Annotated in this window: 15 protein-coding genes; 10 read left to right on the forward strand and 5 right to left on the reverse strand. The window is 40.0% G+C overall.

Going from position 1 to position 16,770, the window contains the following annotated elements; all coding sequences use genetic code 11:
• Positions 1 to 12: 12 nt before the first annotated feature.
• On the reverse strand, positions 13 to 765 hold the full coding sequence (locus tag NMG88_RS03360) for an HAD-IA family hydrolase (RefSeq protein ID WP_227397501.1): 753 nt from the start codon (positions 763 to 765) through the stop codon (positions 13 to 15).
• Between the two features lie 107 nt (positions 766 to 872).
• Complete coding sequence (locus NMG88_RS03365; RefSeq protein ID WP_042151831.1) at positions 873 to 2,093, reverse strand: NAD(P)/FAD-dependent oxidoreductase; 1,221 nt, start codon at positions 2,091 to 2,093, stop codon at positions 873 to 875.
• A 179-nt stretch (positions 2,094 to 2,272) separates the two neighbouring features.
• Here NMG88_RS03365 and psaK point away from each other — a divergent pair, with 179 nt between their 5' ends.
• Complete coding sequence (psaK, locus tag NMG88_RS03370) at positions 2,273 to 2,533, forward strand: photosystem I reaction center subunit PsaK (RefSeq protein WP_423213069.1); 261 nt, start codon at positions 2,273 to 2,275, stop codon at positions 2,531 to 2,533.
• 49 nt (positions 2,534 to 2,582) lie between these two features.
• Here psaK and NMG88_RS03375 read toward each other — a convergent pair whose 3' ends face one another.
• The 3 genes from NMG88_RS03375 to NMG88_RS03385 form a co-directional block, all read right to left on the reverse strand.
• Positions 2,583 to 4,175, reverse strand: a complete 1,593-nt coding sequence (locus NMG88_RS03375; RefSeq protein WP_042157036.1) for an FAD-dependent monooxygenase family protein — start codon at positions 4,173 to 4,175, stop codon at positions 2,583 to 2,585.
• 185 nt (positions 4,176 to 4,360) lie between these two features.
• Entirely contained in the window at positions 4,361 to 5,002 is a 642-nt protein-coding gene (locus NMG88_RS03380) for a histidine phosphatase family protein (protein WP_026786804.1), read from the reverse strand.
• 28 nt (positions 5,003 to 5,030) lie between these two features.
• Complete coding sequence (locus NMG88_RS03385; RefSeq protein ID WP_042151834.1) at positions 5,031 to 6,155, reverse strand: THUMP domain-containing class I SAM-dependent RNA methyltransferase; 1,125 nt, start codon at positions 6,153 to 6,155, stop codon at positions 5,031 to 5,033.
• Positions 6,156 to 6,618: 463 nt separating this feature from the next.
• Here NMG88_RS03385 and amt point away from each other — a divergent pair, with 463 nt between their 5' ends.
• From amt to guaD, 9 genes are all read left to right on the forward strand, one after another.
• A complete protein-coding gene (amt, locus tag NMG88_RS03390; protein ID WP_042151837.1) occupies positions 6,619 to 9,303 on the forward strand; it encodes an ammonium transporter in 2,685 nt (894 codons plus the stop codon).
• A 235-nt stretch (positions 9,304 to 9,538) separates the two neighbouring features.
• Entirely contained in the window at positions 9,539 to 11,029 is a 1,491-nt protein-coding gene (locus NMG88_RS03395; RefSeq protein ID WP_430204097.1) for an ammonium transporter, read from the forward strand.
• Positions 11,030 to 11,283: 254 nt separating this feature from the next.
• The gene (locus NMG88_RS03400; protein WP_081692311.1) at positions 11,284 to 12,033 is read left to right on the forward strand and encodes an SGNH/GDSL hydrolase family protein; all 750 of its coding nucleotides are present in this window, start codon (positions 11,284 to 11,286) and stop codon (positions 12,031 to 12,033) included.
• A gap of 4 nt (positions 12,034 to 12,037) precedes the next feature.
• Entirely contained in the window at positions 12,038 to 13,207 is a 1,170-nt protein-coding gene (gene hpxO, locus NMG88_RS03405; RefSeq protein WP_254035112.1) for an FAD-dependent urate hydroxylase HpxO, read from the forward strand.
• A 106-nt stretch (positions 13,208 to 13,313) separates the two neighbouring features.
• A complete protein-coding gene (gene uraH, locus NMG88_RS03410) occupies positions 13,314 to 13,676 on the forward strand; it encodes a hydroxyisourate hydrolase (protein WP_235750977.1) in 363 nt (120 codons plus the stop codon).
• 5 nt (positions 13,677 to 13,681) lie between these two features.
• The gene (gene uraD, locus NMG88_RS03415; RefSeq protein WP_026793948.1) at positions 13,682 to 14,185 is read left to right on the forward strand and encodes a 2-oxo-4-hydroxy-4-carboxy-5-ureidoimidazoline decarboxylase; all 504 of its coding nucleotides are present in this window, start codon (positions 13,682 to 13,684) and stop codon (positions 14,183 to 14,185) included.
• Between the two features lie 291 nt (positions 14,186 to 14,476).
• A complete protein-coding gene (locus tag NMG88_RS03420; RefSeq protein WP_026797700.1) occupies positions 14,477 to 14,734 on the forward strand; it encodes a hypothetical protein in 258 nt (85 codons plus the stop codon).
• A gap of 9 nt (positions 14,735 to 14,743) precedes the next feature.
• A complete protein-coding gene (locus NMG88_RS03425) occupies positions 14,744 to 15,160 on the forward strand; it encodes a type II toxin-antitoxin system VapC family toxin (RefSeq protein ID WP_026793949.1) in 417 nt (138 codons plus the stop codon).
• 138 nt (positions 15,161 to 15,298) lie between these two features.
• The gene (guaD, locus tag NMG88_RS03430; protein WP_227350077.1) at positions 15,299 to 16,624 is read left to right on the forward strand and encodes a guanine deaminase; all 1,326 of its coding nucleotides are present in this window, start codon (positions 15,299 to 15,301) and stop codon (positions 16,622 to 16,624) included.
• The last annotated feature ends 146 nt before the right edge of the window (positions 16,625 to 16,770 follow it).

Consider the following 16,770-nt stretch of genomic DNA (forward strand, 5'->3'; position numbering starts at 1 on the left):
CTAGCCCTCCCCTTAGTAACGGGAGGGTTGGGTGGGGTGGGGTTCTATAGATATTTGTTCTAAACTTTCATATTCATCTAAAATCCCTTTTGGGGGTTCGTCTCGATGCAATAATATTCCGCGTATTCCTAGGGCTTTTGAACCTTGATAATCGGCTTTAAAACTATCACCAATATGCCAAACTTCTTGGGGTAAACATTGATGTTTGGTTAAGGCAATTTGGAAAATTTCAGCACTGGGTTTAGCGGCTCCTACTTCTGTAGAAATAGTCACGGTTTGAAAAAAATCAGCTAAATTTAAAGATTCTAAAACCGGATATAATCGGGAATCAAAGTTAGATAATACCCCTAATTCTATTCCTTGGGCTTGCCAATCTTTTAATTTAGGAAGAACATCGGGATAAACAAACCAAGGTTTTTCGGTTTCAAAATAATGATATAGAGCTTGAAAAAAAGCGGAGAAATCTGTAAAATCATTATAGAGTCCGACGGTTTTAAAGGTTTGTTCAGCGAGCGCTTTCCACCATTCAAATTCTAAGGGGGGAATTTCATTGGGATCAACCCCTGGAAATGCCATAACCGGAGCCGCTAAAAAACAATTAAAAAACACTTTATCCAAAATTTCAGCTTCAGCATTCACCCCAAATTGTTCTGCAATGATGCGGTAGGCTTCCCCCACACTATGACGCACACCAAATAACGTCCCAACAGCATCTAAAAAAATAACACGGGGTTTTTCCATTGTAGAATTCTGCGAATTAGTCATATTTACGATTGCTATAATTAGCGATAAGCCGGGTTTATATAAACCCGGTTTGTTGGTTTAGAATATTAAATTTTAAGATGCGCTTAAGCGCAACAACGGAATATGAGTTATTCTCTATCTGCCATTTTTTGATCGATTGAAATTAAGAAATCCTGCAAGGGTCGGGTCATCCAATTAAACGCCACTCGAATTTGATGATCAAAGGTGGGGAAGCGATATAAATAGATTAAACGCCGGGTTAAATGGGCAAATTGACCCTCTAATTTTATCCCTAAACCTGTTAAGGTGGCGTTATTAGTTCCTAATGTTATCATTTCCCCTAAATTAATATATCGGAAGGGTAATAAGGGTCTTCTTGTTAATAACGCCCAAAGATTCCATCCGGTATAATCAGCTTGTTGAAAAGCGGCTTGGGCTGTGGTGGGAATTTTTTGACCGTCAGCGTCTTGAGATTCTGCTAAATCTCCTAATGCAAAAATTTCAGGATGATCAATTACTTGTAAGGTTGATGTGGTGACAATTTGACCTCGTTGATTGTGTTTTAAAGGTAGCGATCGCACCACCGGACAAACCTGGGTTCCCACCGTCCATAACACTAAATCCACGGGAATAGTATCAATTTTCCCGCGATATTCTAAGGAAATTTCATCGGCTGCAATTGATTCTACCTTTGTTTCTAAATCTAGCCAAACTTGTCGATTAGATAGGGCATTTTTAGCGGATTCTCGATTAAATTCAGGAGAGTTTTTTAGAATTTCCTCTGATTGTTCGACAATTCTAATTCGTCCTTTTGTTCCTAAGCGATCGGCTAATTTACAAGCAAGTTCTACCCCACTATAACCACCGCCTACAATGGCTATTCTAACTTTATCTTGTTCTAAGGTTTCTAATCGTCGTAACTGTTCTTCTAATCGATAGGCGTCGGTAATAGTTCGGAAGGGAATTGCATAATCTTTCGCCCCCGGAACTAAATCTAAAGGTGTTTCTCCTCCCAATGCTAAAATTAAATAATCGTAGAAAATAACGGTATTATCTTCTAGTTTAACCTGTTTACTATCGATCTCAATTTCACTCACTACTCCTTGACAAAATTGCACCTTAGTATCTTTTAATAGGTCTTCAAATGCGGGGGCAATTTCCCAAGTTTGCAGTTCATTAGTTAGCAATTCATACAGCAAAGGTAAAAACAAAAAATGGTCATTTTGATCCACTAGAACAATTTCCGGTTGTTCCGATTTTTGCCAGGGAAGTTGACTCAAACGTAAGGCGGTGTACAGTCCACCAAAGCCTCCACCAAGGATACAGATACGGGTTTGCGGTTCAGTCATATTAAAATTGGGGGTTTTTGAGTTGGGCTGTTTCTTTCAACTAGGATAGCAATTTTAGTCAGAAAATGTTAAGTATTGCTACAAGGGCGAAAATCAATTACCTTTGTTTGGTAAAACATCTTAACTATAACGATTAATTTCCATTGAGTACAGTTTAGAAAATTTTAGGAGATCATTCCATGATGTTGTTAGCCGCTACCGTCGCCACCCCCGTTACTCACGGTTGGAGTCCTACCATCGCTATTGTGATGATTGTGTGTAATATTGTGGCGATCGCCATTGGTAAATTTTCCATCCAACAGCCTAATGCTGGCCCTCAATTACCCTCACCTAATATGTTCGGTGGGTTTGGCTTACCTGCGGTTTTAGCAACCACAAGTTTTGGTCATATTTTAGGGGCGGGTGTGATTTTAGGATTATCCAGTTTAGGAGTTATTTAACTCATTTTATTAAGTAGAGGTAATTCATGAATTACCCCTACTCCTACTTTTAATCATAATCCTGTCCTGACCCATATTTCCACGCTTCTAACCAACGATAATAATAGTATTGAGACGAAAGGGGTAATTTATTAAACATCGGTTCTAGGGTTTTTGCCAGGGGATATAAACCCGTATACAGCCCTAAATTCCAGTAGTGAATTGTCCAATCAATTAAACTGATTAACCCCACCTGGGGAATAATTTTAAAAATCAAACCGGGATGGGAAAGTGCCGTTTTCGATAGGGTTTTAGTTAAGGCGGAAAACCTTACCACATCTTGCAAAAATGGCTTTAAAATCGGTTCTCCCAATTGTTCCATTTCTTGAAATACGGTAGTTAATAATTGATTAATTTGTTCGGGGTTAATAGTTTGTTGAATTTCCACACTCATCGACCTTTGAAATAACCAAGTTACGGATAAACTCGGTTGATAGGGTTGTAATAAAGATAAGGCATTCTGACTTAATTGATCGGTGGTTAAGGCTTGATCAATTCCATCCGTTAACCGTTGTAAATGACGTACCATCGCCCCAAATCCCCCAAAACTTAAGGGAGATTGATTTCCGCTACTATCTCCCACCGCCAAAACACGATTCCAGGGCATTTTTAACGGACTATTTTTATAACAGGGAAAAAATCCAAATAACGCCCGTTTAAAGGTTAATTGATTTAACTCAATCTGTTGATATTCGGGTAACAGTTTAAAATAGTCTTCAAACAAAGATTCTAAACTAAACCTTTGGGGGTCAGCATCTAAATAGGTAAATAAATAAGTTGTTCTTCCATCCCTAGCCGGAAACGCTTCCCAAAAATATTGACATTGATTTTTTAAAGGAGTAAAAGAAGCGAAAATATCCCCGGTTTGATTATTAGGATATCCCGTCGCACAGGTTCCCACCACTAAACAAACTGCATCGGGTTTTTGTCCTTGTCTAGCTTGTCGAACTAGGGGGGAAAAATGACCCATTGCATCTATTAATAAGCGGGTTTTTAGGATGATTGACCTGTCCCCTAACCCATCTCCTGCAAGGCGAGGGGAATGAATTTCGGTTACATTTACCGCCACACCATCAGGATGAATAATAGACCCTTGATAAGCCGTATTTTCTAATAATATTCCTCCGGCTTCTAAAAATTTAATTTTGAGAGTTTCTAATAAATAAACCGGATCAACTCCAATATTAAGAACATCTTTCACCCAAATATCATTACCCTGGGGAAAACTTAAACGGGCGGGGTTATATTCCGTAGCGATCGCTGTTTTTAATTCTACCTCAGATAGTAAATTTAATTCAATAAAAACCTCTAATTCGTGACGAGAAATATTCCATTCCTGTTCCCGTCCTTGGAGTTTTCCTCGTTCAATTAATCCCACTCGCCACCCTTTTATTGCTAAGGTAGCACCGATTAAAATTCCCAGAGTTCCCCCACAAATAACTACATCATAATCCAGACTTTCCAAGGGTTGATCATCCTGTTTAATGGTATCAGGAAGGGGGAGAGTATTATTTTTTAACCCCGTCCAAAGTTCATCCGCTTTTTGTAGACCCTTGAAAGGATTTCCCTGGATTTGAGATAAAATTTCTTCAGTCAGAGACATATAAGTAGTTGCATAAAATAAATTACCTAGTTGAGAGAGGGAACATCGGAACAGCCCCCCCAAACCCCCCGTGCACGGGGGGCTAGGGGGGGAGGGAACGCCGGAACACCGGAACAGGGGTAATACTTCTAGCTGTTTCATGTCAGTATTAAAATGTTACAACTGATTTAGGATTGCTATATCTGTTAATTAAACCGAATAACCGTTTCTAATTCAGTCAAATGAGCGGTATCTCCGTTGAGTTCTAGTATCCATTTATCTCCATTTTGAACAATTTTCACTAAACAACAAAGGGAGGCTTTAATATCCATTTCTTCTAAGGTTGGAATTAATCCCATGGCTGTTCCTAATACCGAAGCACCATGTCCAACCAATAATAAATTATCATCGGGAAAGGTGTTAACTAAACGTTGGGAAGTTTCTCCGGTTCGTTGTAAACAATCTTTCCAAGTTTCAGGATAATTAGGAACTCCCAGAGGATGGGATAAATCAATTTTAGGGAATTTTTTAGCTAAAAAATCTGGGGATAATGTTTCTGGAAAACCCATCCATTCAGGATTTAACCATTCTCCTAAACCCCAATCTAATTTAAGCGGTAAATCTAATTTTTTAGCCACAGCATTAGCGGTTTGTACGGTTCTCAAAAAGGGAGAAGCAATAATTTGAGTAATTCCTTCCCCCACTAAACGATTAGCTAATTGTTGGGCTTGAATTTGACCATCCTCGGATAAATGGGGGTCATAAGGTCTTTCTGCGGTATCAAACCAGGCGGGATTGACAAAATCAATCCGATTTCCATGGCGGGCTATCCATACAGTTTTAGACATAGGTTAAGTTAATAGTATTGTGTTTACCTTAATAAAGATCATACTTTAATAAAGTACAAGGTAAAGCACCATTATAAACCGCAATTCTTCGAGATGTTCTCAAACCCACTTGTTTTCCTAATGCCTTATTTCCTGTTAAAATATAAGCTGTCCATCCCTTAAACCGTTGTTTAAAAGTATCTCCTAATTGTTTATATAAAGGAGCTAAGTCTTCAGTATGACCCAAACGTTCCCCATAGGGAGGATTACAGATAATTACCCCATGAGCCGCCGGAGGTTCAACTTGAGATAATTCTATTTGTTGTAGTCGAATTTGTTTCGCTACCCCACAGCGTTGAGCGTTTTCCGAGGCTTGATGAATGGTATCTTCATCCTGGTCTGAACCGACAATCGGCGCGGTTAAGGTAGTTAATTGTGCGTCTAAAGCGTCCTGTTTTAGACTGTCCCACAATTGAGCGTCAAAATCTTTCCACTTCATAAACCCAAAGGTTTCTCGGAATAGTCCGGGGGCAATATTTAAGGCTTTTAAACTGGCTTCAATGGGTAAGGTTCCTGAGCCACATAGGGGGTCTAAAAATGGTAAATCAGGATGCCATTCTGCCATGTCTAATAAGGCGGCAGCTAGACTTTCTTTTAAAGGGGCTAGTCCCACGGCCGGACGATATCCCCGGCGGTGTAAACTGCTTCCCGAACTATCTAAACTTAGAATCCCTTGATTTTCATGGATATGAAGATTAATCCATAAATCAGGATTATTAATATCAATATCGGAACGTTCTCCAAATTCCAAACGCTGTTGATCAATAATGGCGTTTTTGACCTGAAGGGCGGTAAAATGGGTATGATTTAAAACTTCATTTTTGCCTGTACAATTAACAGCAAAAGTATTCAGGGGTGATAAATACTGATTCCAGTCAATATTTTGAATTTCCTGATACAACCGTTCTCCATTGGGACAGGGAAATTCAGCAATAGGAACTAAAACCCGATATATAGTTCTCCCCCAAAGATTCACCCGATAGAGAAGTTGGCGGGAACCAGCAAAATGAACGCCAGCAAAATCAGGACGAACATCATGAGCACCTAAACGTTCCAATTCCTGAGCAGCGATAAGCTCTAAACCCTTGGCAACCGTGGCAAAATACTGGGTCATTCAGGAGAAAATTTTGAGTATTACTATTTTATAATCCCACAACAAAGCCAGGGTTAAAACTATATAACCATAAGCAAGAGAAAAATACCCGGTAAATTACCGATTTCAACTCAGTTGTATTATTCGTAATACTCTCTGCAAAATCAGAGTTTTCACAAAGAACGTATGTTTCCTTTTGATCAGAAAGGACACCGGCGACTGGCCGTGTTTCGTCTCGGTGTCCTTAACTGGTTCGCTCCTCACACGCTTGTTACTCTACCCAAACCCGATCCCATTTGTCAACACCTAAAATATTTTTTTTTCTGATTTCAGGGTTTTAGCCCATAAAATAAGGCTTTCTGACTGACGGATGCTGGTTTGGGCCTTGTAAAATCCATTCGGATTGCGTAACGGTATAAAAGTCCACAAAAATTCCTAAGATAAATTGAGACAATGGGAGGTTGATTAAGTAACCAATAATTCAGTGATTGATATTCTCTGGCTGCTAGTCTGTTCGGGCTTAGTCTTTCTGATGCAGCCCGGATTTATGTGTTTAGAGTCGGGCTTAACCCGTTCCAAGAATAGTATTAACGTTGCCGTCAAAAATTTTGCCGACTTTGGCATTTCGGTGGCCTTGTTTTGGGCCTTTGGCTATGCCATTATGTTCAGCAGGGCGGCGATGGGCGGGATTGACCCCCAGGCTTTGTTTTTTGATACGCCATCGAATCCGGGGCAAGCCGCATTTTTTCTGTTTGAAGCTATGTTTTGTAGTACCGCCACAACAATCGTTTCAGGGGCATCGGCGGAACGGATGAAGTTTGGAGCTTATTTATTAGTTGCGGCTTTAACTTCGGGAATTATTTACCCCGTTTTTGGCCATTGGGCCTGGAATGGGATTGAAACTAACCATTTATTGGGGTGGTTAGGAAAAATTGGATTTGTGGATTTTGCCGGGTCTACCATTGTTCATAGTATTGGCGGATGGGTTTCTTTGGCAGTTCTATTAGTGATTGGGCCAAGGCTGGGACGGTTTACCCCCGATAAAACCACCCAAGAAATGCGCGGCTCTAACCTTCAGTTATCCGTATTGGGGGCGATGTTGTTGTGGTTAGGGTGGTTAGGATTTAACGGGGGTAGTTATTTACATTTAGATATTCGAGTCGCCACGGTGATTGTCAATACCATCTTGGCTGGGACATCGGGAATGTTAGTCGGGGCGGTTTTGGGTTGGCTGTTATATCGCCGACCGGAAGTTGAATTGATTATTAATGGTTCCTTGGCGGGTTTAGTGGCAATTACCGCATCTTCCCATGCTATCTCGACGACCGTGGTTCCCTTAATTGGTGGGGTGGGTGCTGTCGTTATGGTGTTAGTATCCTTGACCTTGCAACGATGTCAGATTGATGATGCCGTTGATGGGATTGCGGTTCATGCCGGGGGTGGGGTTTGGGGAACCCTCGCCGTAGGTTTGTTTGGAAATCTAGATTTATTGCATACGGGGTTATCCCGTAGTCAACAATTGCTGGTTCAAGTTTTGGGGATTGGAGTTTCTTTTGTTTGGGGATTTGGCTTAACCTGGCTGGTTTTATACACCATTAATCATTATTTTCCATTACGGGTTTCTCTGGAGGCAGAAACCACGGGATTAAATATTTCTGAACATGGAGCCAAAACTGAAATTTATGATTTGTTTGAAGTCATGGAATATCAAGCCCGTACCCAAGACTTTAAACGGCGAGTTCCCGAAAATCAATTTACCGAAGTCGGTCAAATTGGCTGTCGCTATAACCAAGTGATGCAGGCTTTAGAAGATTCCTTAAACCAAACCGAGGCAATTATTGAAAATGCCACGGATGCCATGATTACCTTTAGTAACCCATCGGGAGAAATTTTAAGGACTAATCCTAGTGCAGAAGCCATATTTGGATATTCGGCTGCGGAGTTAATTGGAACTTCCATTTTACAGTTATTTGAATGGCCAACTTCCCAAATTCAAGAACAGCAAACCCTATTGGAAAAATGGTTATCACAGGGACGCCAAGCGGTTGTGGGGAGACGAGCTAATGGTTCTTGTTTTCCCCTAGAAGCCACAATTAATCAAGCCAAATTCGGCTATCAATCGTTTTATTTGGGAAGTTTTCGGGATTTATCCGCCCATAAACGAGCCGAAGAAGCCCTACAGCAAGCCGAAGAAAGGTTAAAAACTTCGCTGGAATTAAAACAAAAAAATGACCAACTCAAACAAGCCCTCAAAGAACTTAAAAAAACTCAAATTCAACTAATTCAAAGCGAAAAAATGTCGAGTTTGGGTCAGTTAGTCGCTGGAGTTGCCCATGAAATTAATAATCCAGTTAATTTTGTTTATGGTAATTTAATCCATGCCACAAATTACACCCGAGATGTACTGAATTTATTAGATATTTATCAAAAAGAATATGCTAATCCTAGCGTTAAAATTCAGCAGGAAATTGAATCTATTGATTTGGAATTTCTCAAGGAGGATTTTCCCAAAATTGTAGAATCAATGCAGGTAGGGGCTGACCGAATTCGGGATATTGTTAGGTCTTTAAGAATCTTTTCTCGCCATGATGAAGCCGAATTAAAACAGGTAAGTCTGCATGATGGATTAGAAAGTACCTTGATGATTCTGAAAACTAAACTCAAACCCCAGGGGAAATTAACCGGAATTGAAATTATTAAGGATTATGGCAATATTCCCTTAATTGAATGTTATCCTGGGCCACTGAATCAGGTATTTATGAATCTGATTAGTAATGCCATTGATGCCCTCCATGATTCGATGATGCAGGATAAGTTTTCTCTAATATCCTGTGATAAATCCAAAATCCAACCGCAAATTTTGATTAGAACTCTATCGGTGAATCACCAAAAAATTATTATCGAAATTGTTGATAATGGTTTGGGGATTCCTAAAGAGATTCGGTCTAAGCTATTTGACCCATTTTTTACCACTAAACCCGTCGGAAAAGGCACGGGTTTAGGATTATCCATTAGCTATCAAATTGTTGTCGAACACCATAAAGGTCGAATCTGGTGCGAGTCGGAAGTGGGAGAATACACTAAATTTTTGATCGAAATTCCGGTCAAACAAATCCTTGAGTCTAAAGTTCACAAAACCAGTGAACAGCTTTTGAGCATTGATTGTTAACCCTTGTTGACCAAAAACCCCAGCCCCCCTGGCGCGGGGGGAAACCGACTCCGTAATCGAAATAGAATCAAAAAACTGTATTGCTTAATACAGAAATTAAGTTAATAATCTATCAAAAATTGTTAGCAATTTAGCTAAAAATTCAGCCACAGAAACCGTGATTTATCTGTAGCCAATTTCAGTGGATATCTGCAATTGATTTCTTCTACTAATGTCGATTCATAAACCCAACATGATGTTTATCTCCAAAAAAACGACCGATTTAGGAAATCGACGACACAAAAATGTGAGTCGTTTCACCGCTAAAACCAATAGGGTGATTTCAAAATTACAGCATTCTCGATGGCTGTCTCCGACTTGGTTAGCCTGTATCCCCCTAACCGCGATTATCGTCGGAGTCTGGAGTTTCGCGGCCGTTGCTCAAACAGATGCCCCTCCCCTGACGGCTGAAATGGTTCAGGGCTATTTAAACGTTGCCTGGGTTTTAGTCGCCTCAATTTTGGTGATTTTTATGAATGCGGGTTTCTGTATGTTAGAAACGGGCTTCTGTCGCCAAAAAAATGCCGTTAATGTTTTGGCCAAAAACTTAATTGTCTTTGCCTTAGCTACCCTAATTTTTTGGGCTTTTGGATTTTCCTTTATGTTTGGGGGAGAAAACCCTTGGATTGGCGGAGGCGGTTATTTTCTGACGGGACAGCCAGAAACCTACGGTTTATCGCCCTTTCCGGCGGGATTACCTGTTTCTCTCTATTTCCTGTTTCAAGTTGCCTTCGCTGGAACCGCGGCCACAATTGTATCAGGAGCCGTTGCCGAACGCATTGAATTTATTGCCTTTTTACTCTTTAGTTTACTGTTAGTGGGGATTGCCTACCCAATTACAGGTCACTGGATTTGGGATGCTTCAGGCTGGTTAGCTCAAGCGGGATTCAAGGATTTTGCTGGTTCAACTGCCGTTCACTCCGTTGGTGGTTGGGCTGCATTAATGGGGGCTGCTTTCCTGGGGCCCCGTTTGGGTCGATATGGGGCTGATGGACAATCTCGTGCCATTCCGGGTCATAACATGAGTATCGCCACCCTGGGATGTTTAATCCTGTGGGTATGCTGGTTTGGCTTTAACCCCGGTTCCACCCTAGTCGCTAATGAACAAATTTCTTACATCGCTGTTACCACCAACTTAGCGGCCGCCGCCGGGGCTGTCACTGCCAGTGCCACCTCCTGGTTGAAGGATGGTAAACCCGATTTATCCATGATTATTAACGGGGTTTTAGCGGGTTTAGTCGCAATTACCGCTAGTTGTGATTCGGTCAGCTACCTCAGCGCCGTAATTATTGGGGCCATTGCTGGGGTGCTTGTTGTCTATTCCGTGGGTTTCTTTGACCGCATCAAAATTGATGACCCCGTGGGCGCTACTTCTGTTCACTTGGTTTGTGGGATTTTTGGAACCCTAGCGGCGGGCATTTTTGGTGGCGCTAATTTGGGTATCCAAATCCTGGGTATTCTTGCCGTGGGCGGATTTACCGTCGCTCTGAGTACGATTTTCTGGTTAGCCCTAAAAGCCACGGTCGGGTTACGGGTGCATCCAGAACAGGAATTTGAAGGATTGGACATTGCTGAACACGGGATGGAAGCCTACGCCGGATTCCTCAAGGATGAAGTCGGCCCAGGATTAGGCAGTTCTGGTTCTAGCTTTCCCTCCGAAAGCAGTACGTTCAAAAGTCGTTACTAATATTTCAGGTATTAGCGGCGATTAGGGAGCATCCGGTGCTCCCCCGACTCCTTCCCTGGCTTCCCCTAGCTGGGGATTTTTTGTAGATTGGAATGAAACCAAGGTTAAATATTAAATGAACAGGTTAGGCTGAGTTAGTCTTGTTTAAGCAGCATTGGAATCTGTGTGTTTATCGCTCGAAAACAATTCCGTATTGGGCTTGGATATCTTTAATCGGCAATGGATTACTCTTGTTTATCATCCTGGGATTGATAATGCACCGACAATCTGTTTCCCATACTCCCTCCTCCCTGACGGATGTTGTTCTGACCCATCCTTTGCCCTCAGAATCGGCGTCAATTAATGCTACAGGCCCCCGTCATCGCTGGACTTATGAACAATGGGTGGAACAGTTGCGGCGCGAAGCCAATGCTGTGGTGGCTATCCCCCCGGAACGTTTAACTATTTTAGCGGGGGATTCCTTAAGTTTGTGGTTTCCGGCGGAACTTTTACCCCAAGACAGAACTTGGTTAAATCAAGGAATTTCTGGGGAAACTTCCACAGGATTATTAAAGCGGGTTAAATTATTTGATATTACTCAACCGGAAACTATTTTTGTCATGATTGGCATTAATGATTTAATTCGGGGCATAGATGATAGTACATTATTAAATAATTATCGAGAAATTATTAGGGATTTACGTTGGGTACATCCCGATGCTCAAATTGTGGTGCAATCAATTCTTCCCCATAGTGACAAAAATTCTAATTGGGAAGGACGGGAACGCCTATTAAAAATTTCTAATCAACGCATTCGTCACTTAAATCAAGAGTTGAAATTCATCGCCCAGGAAGAAGGAGCTTATTTTTTAAATTTACATTCCCTATTTACCGATGCAGATGGTAATTTAAGACCGGAACTAAGCACCGATGGTTTACATCTAAATCAACAAGGTTATTTAGTTTGGAGTTCCGCCTTAAAAATTTATAGTCAAATTGCCCTAGAACCATCTTCTAATCCTTAAAATTATGAATCATCTCAAAATTATTATTATCGGTGCAGGAATTGGTGGTTTAACCGCAGGTTTAGCCCTAAAACGGGCAGGATATACCGTAGAAATTTATGAAAAAACCAGCGAAATTCGTCCTGCCGGAGCCGGAATTTCTATTTGGTCAAATGGGGTTAAAGTTCTGAATAGTTTAGGTTTGGGGGATGAAATTGCCAAAATTGGTGGACAGATGGATAGGATGGAATATCGCAGTCATACCGATAAATTATTTAATCAAATTAATCTCAATCCTGTGACCGAAACCGTAGGACAGCGACCCTATCCCGTGTCTCGAACAGAATTACAATCCCTGCTTTTAAACGCCTTTAATAATAATCTTGAAACCGTTAAACTAAATGCTCAATGTATTGGCGTTGAACAGAATACCCAGGGCGTGACCGCCTATTTTGCCAATGGATATCAAACCAGTGCAGACCTATTAATTGCCGCCGATGGTATTCATTCTCAATTGCGGGATTATGTAGTCGGTCATCCGGTAAAATTGCGTTATGCCGATTATGTTAATTGGAATGGTTTAATTAAAATTAATCCCGATTTAGGAGATAAAAATACTTGGGTTATTTATGTTGGCGAAGGCAAAAGAGCCTCGATGATGCCCATAGGAAATAACCGATTTTATTACTTTTTTGGTTGTCCGATGGCAAGGGGAACAATTGTTGAACCAGAGTATCGTCAACGGGAGTTAAAATCAATTTTTGCCCGATGGCCGTCTCCAGTTCAATCTTTAATAGAAAATCTCAATCCCCAGGAATTAAACCGTTTAGAAATTCATGATTTAGACCCCTTAGAAACAATCGTTAAAGGTCGAGTTGCACTGTTAGGAGATGCTGCCCATGCTTCCACCCCAACCCTCGGACAAGGCGGCTGTCAAGCCATGGAAGATGCAGAAATATTATCTCGATTTTTATTAACTACTAATTTAGGAGTAGAATATGCCTTAAAAAGATATGAAGCCGAACGAAAAGAACGGACTTCAACCCTAGTTCTCAAAGCCAGAAAACGAGCCGATATAATTTATGGAAAAGACCCCCATTTAACCCAACAATGGTATCAACAACTCCAACAAGAAACCGAACAGGATGTTACCAATGCTTTATCTAAAACCATCCTAGGCGGCCCCTTTCACTAAAAGAAAAGAAACCGGGTTTCTAAAAAAATCTTGATTTGAGTTAATAGACCATAATTAGAAACCCGGTTTCTGAGGTATTATTAATTTTAACCCTTAACTTTTTCCTATGGTTGGTAAACTAACAACCCATGTATTAGACACCGCCCAAGGTCGTCCAGTTGCCCATTTAAAGATTGAATTATGGCAAATCAATTCAGAAATAGGAGAACGAACCCTTCTCAAAACTGCTATTACAAATAAGGATGGTAGAACCGATATCCCCCTATTAACAGAAACCGAATTAAAGCAGGGAATTTATGAATTAGTCTTTGCCGTTGGGGACTATTTTAAAACCCAATATGAATCCCTAGATTATCCCTTATTTTTAGATAATATTCCGATTCGATTTGGCATTGCTAACCCCACCGTTGCCTATCACGTTCCCCTATTAGTTTCTCCCTGGTCTTATAGTACCTATCGAGGCAGTTAAACATCATGCAAACCTATTCCTTATCCCAAGTTAATCAAATGACTAAAGCGGAATTTATCGCAGTATTAGGAACTATTTTTGAAGCATCTCCTTGGGTGGCAGAACAGGCAGAATTAAAACGACCCTTTGGGACTATAGAAATATTATATCAAACTATGGTTGCCATCGTTAAAAATAGTAATTCACAACAACAATTAGCCTTAATTCGCACCCATCCCGACTTAGGAAGTAAAGCAAAAATGGCAGGATCTTCAGTCAAAGAACAAGCCGGAGTTGGGTTAGACCGTCTAACATCTGCCGAATATCAATACTTTCATCAACTCAACCAAACCTATAAAGATAAATTCGGGTTTCCCTTTATTATTGCCGTTAAAAATCATACCAAAACCAGTATTTTAGCGGCGTTTGAACAACGGTTAAATCATTCTATTGAAGCCGAAAAAATAACCGCCCTAGAAGAAATTTATAAAATCGCCCAATTTCGTCTTTATGAAAAAACAGTTCGCTAACAGCCAGAATCCTACCCCGTATCTATCGGTAGTATGGGCAATCTCCCTGTGGTTGCACCTAAAGATTGTGTGGTTAGTCCTAGCTATAATATTTAGTAGTAACACCAGGCAGAAAACTATACTGACCATATTAGTTGCCGACAACGTGCTTCCGGGGCTGAGTTTAGACGATTAACTGCTCGGATGGCTTCTCATCCAATTTGAGCAAAACTGTCCTAAATTGATTCTCCAGCATAAGAAAAACCCTGTAATGTAAGAAATCAAGAATACTAAAAACACGGAGTTAATTAGATGAACAAAATTACCTTAGAAATTCCTGACCAATTAATGAATCTAATCCGAGACAAATCAGAATCTATAGAATCTATTTTACTCAAAGCATTAGAGGATTATTTGACCAAAGAATCTTTAGATATTACTAAAACAAAAACTTGGGAACTTTGCGGTAGTTTAGAAATACCCAATCCCGAACCAGAATTTATTGTTAGTGAGAAAAAGTCAGAATTATCCACTAACTACGCTGAAAAGATTGATCAAATTTTATATTAAAGTAGGATTATGAATCAAGAAATAATTGTTGATACATCAGCTTTAATTGCTTTTTTTGTTAAATCCGAAACTAACCATCAAATAGCCAAACAGTATGTATTAAACAATTATCATTATCGCTGGGTGATTTTAGAGACAGTCTTTGATGAAACTGTAACTTGGATTAGAACAAAAATTTCTAGTTCTGCTTCCATTAAAATTGGTCAAATCTTAAGAACTGAACATCGCTATGTCACTATTTCTGATCAAGATGATCAGGCTGTTTGGGAAGCCTTTTGTAAATATGATGACAAAAAATGGAGTTATACAGATTGTTCTATTTTAGTAATGGCAAATCGTCTCAATATTTGTGAAGTTTTTGCTTTTGATGAACATATACGCCAAATGAAAGGATTAGGGATTATTTGCCTTCCTAACCTCAAATAAATGGTTTTAATATCACACAATCAACAGAATTATTAATACTGATATCAAACAACCAGGGGACGTAAACTTAAAAACAAAGGTAATGCTATAATCACAGTTTAAATACACAACAGCTTATCAACCTAAAATCCCTCAGTGATGACCCACTTAGAACTATTTCGCTCATCGTTTTTAGACTTTATTGATGATCCTTTTTATGAATCAGAAGAAACCAGCGTTCGTTATCTTGCCGATGGATTATTAGTTGTAGAATCTGGAATTATTATAGACTTCGATGATTATAACATTTTAAAAGACAAATATCAAGGGTTTACAATTACCCATTATCCTGATTTATTAATATTACCCGGATTTATTGATACCCATATTCATTTTCCCCAAACTGAAATGATAGCATCCTATGGGGAACAACTATTAGAATGGTTAAATCAATATACCTTTCCCATAGAACGTAAATTTAGCAGTAAAGAATATGCTCAAAAAATTGCGTCATTTTTCCTAGATGAATTACTCAAAAATGGAACTACAACCGCCTTAGTTTTTGCCACAGTTTTCCCCCAGTCCGTTGATGCTTTCTTTGAAGAAGCCTATCGCCGAAATTTACGCATGATTTCGGGTAAAGTGATGATGGATAGTCATGCGCCAGATTATTTAAAAGACACTCCCGAAACCTCCTATCAAGACAGCAAAAGATTAATCCAAACTTGGCATAAAAAAGGACGTTTACTCTATGCAATTACTCCCAGATTTGCCATAACTTCTAGTCGTGAACAGTTAAAAATAGCTGGAAAATTATTAACAGAATTTCCCGATGTTTATTTACAAACCCATCTTTCAGAAAATCTCAAAGAAGTTGAATTTGTTGCCGGACTTTTTCCTGAAGCTCCAAACTATTTAGGGGTTTATGACCAAGCTGGTTTAGTCGGAGAACGTTCAATTTTTGCCCATAGTATTCATTTAACCCCGGATGAATTTAAACGGTTATCTGAAGCTAAATCTGCGATCGCATTTTGCCCCACTTCCAATTTATTCCTCGGTAGTGGACTGTTTAAACTCCATCAAGCTAAATCTAAAACCCATCCCATTAATGTCGGTTTGGGTAGCGATATTGGAGCGGGAACCAGTTTTTCCCTCCTCCAAACTGCTAATGAGGCCTACAAAGTCGCTCAACTACAAAATCAAACTCTTTCACCTTTTCAAGCCCTATTTTTAGCCACATTAGGAGGAGCAAAAGCTCTAAAATTAGAGGATAAAATTGGTAATTTTGACATCGGAAAAGAAGCGGATTTTATTGTTTTAGACTATAACTCGACCCCGTTAATGAGATTGATAAATCAACAAATTTCCGAACCTCAAACCCGATTAAAAATTGCGGAAACTATCTTTAGTTTAATTATATTAGGGGATGACCGAGCTATTCAAGCCACCTATATTATGGGAGAGAGGGCATATTCAAAAGAATAGGATAAAATAAAATTAATAGACTTGCCAATTTTAATATAGCAGTCGCCAGACCTATTAGGACAAAGAGTGATGCAGCAAAGCTAGACGGTGAAGTCTTTTCCTCCGGTGTTCCCTCCCCCCCTAGCCCCCCGTGCACGGGGGATTTG

Origin of the sequence: Planktothrix agardhii, assembly GCF_904830935.1 — a bacterium.
GTDB classification, from domain to species: Bacteria; Cyanobacteriota; Cyanobacteriia; order Cyanobacteriales; family Microcoleaceae; genus Planktothrix; species Planktothrix agardhii.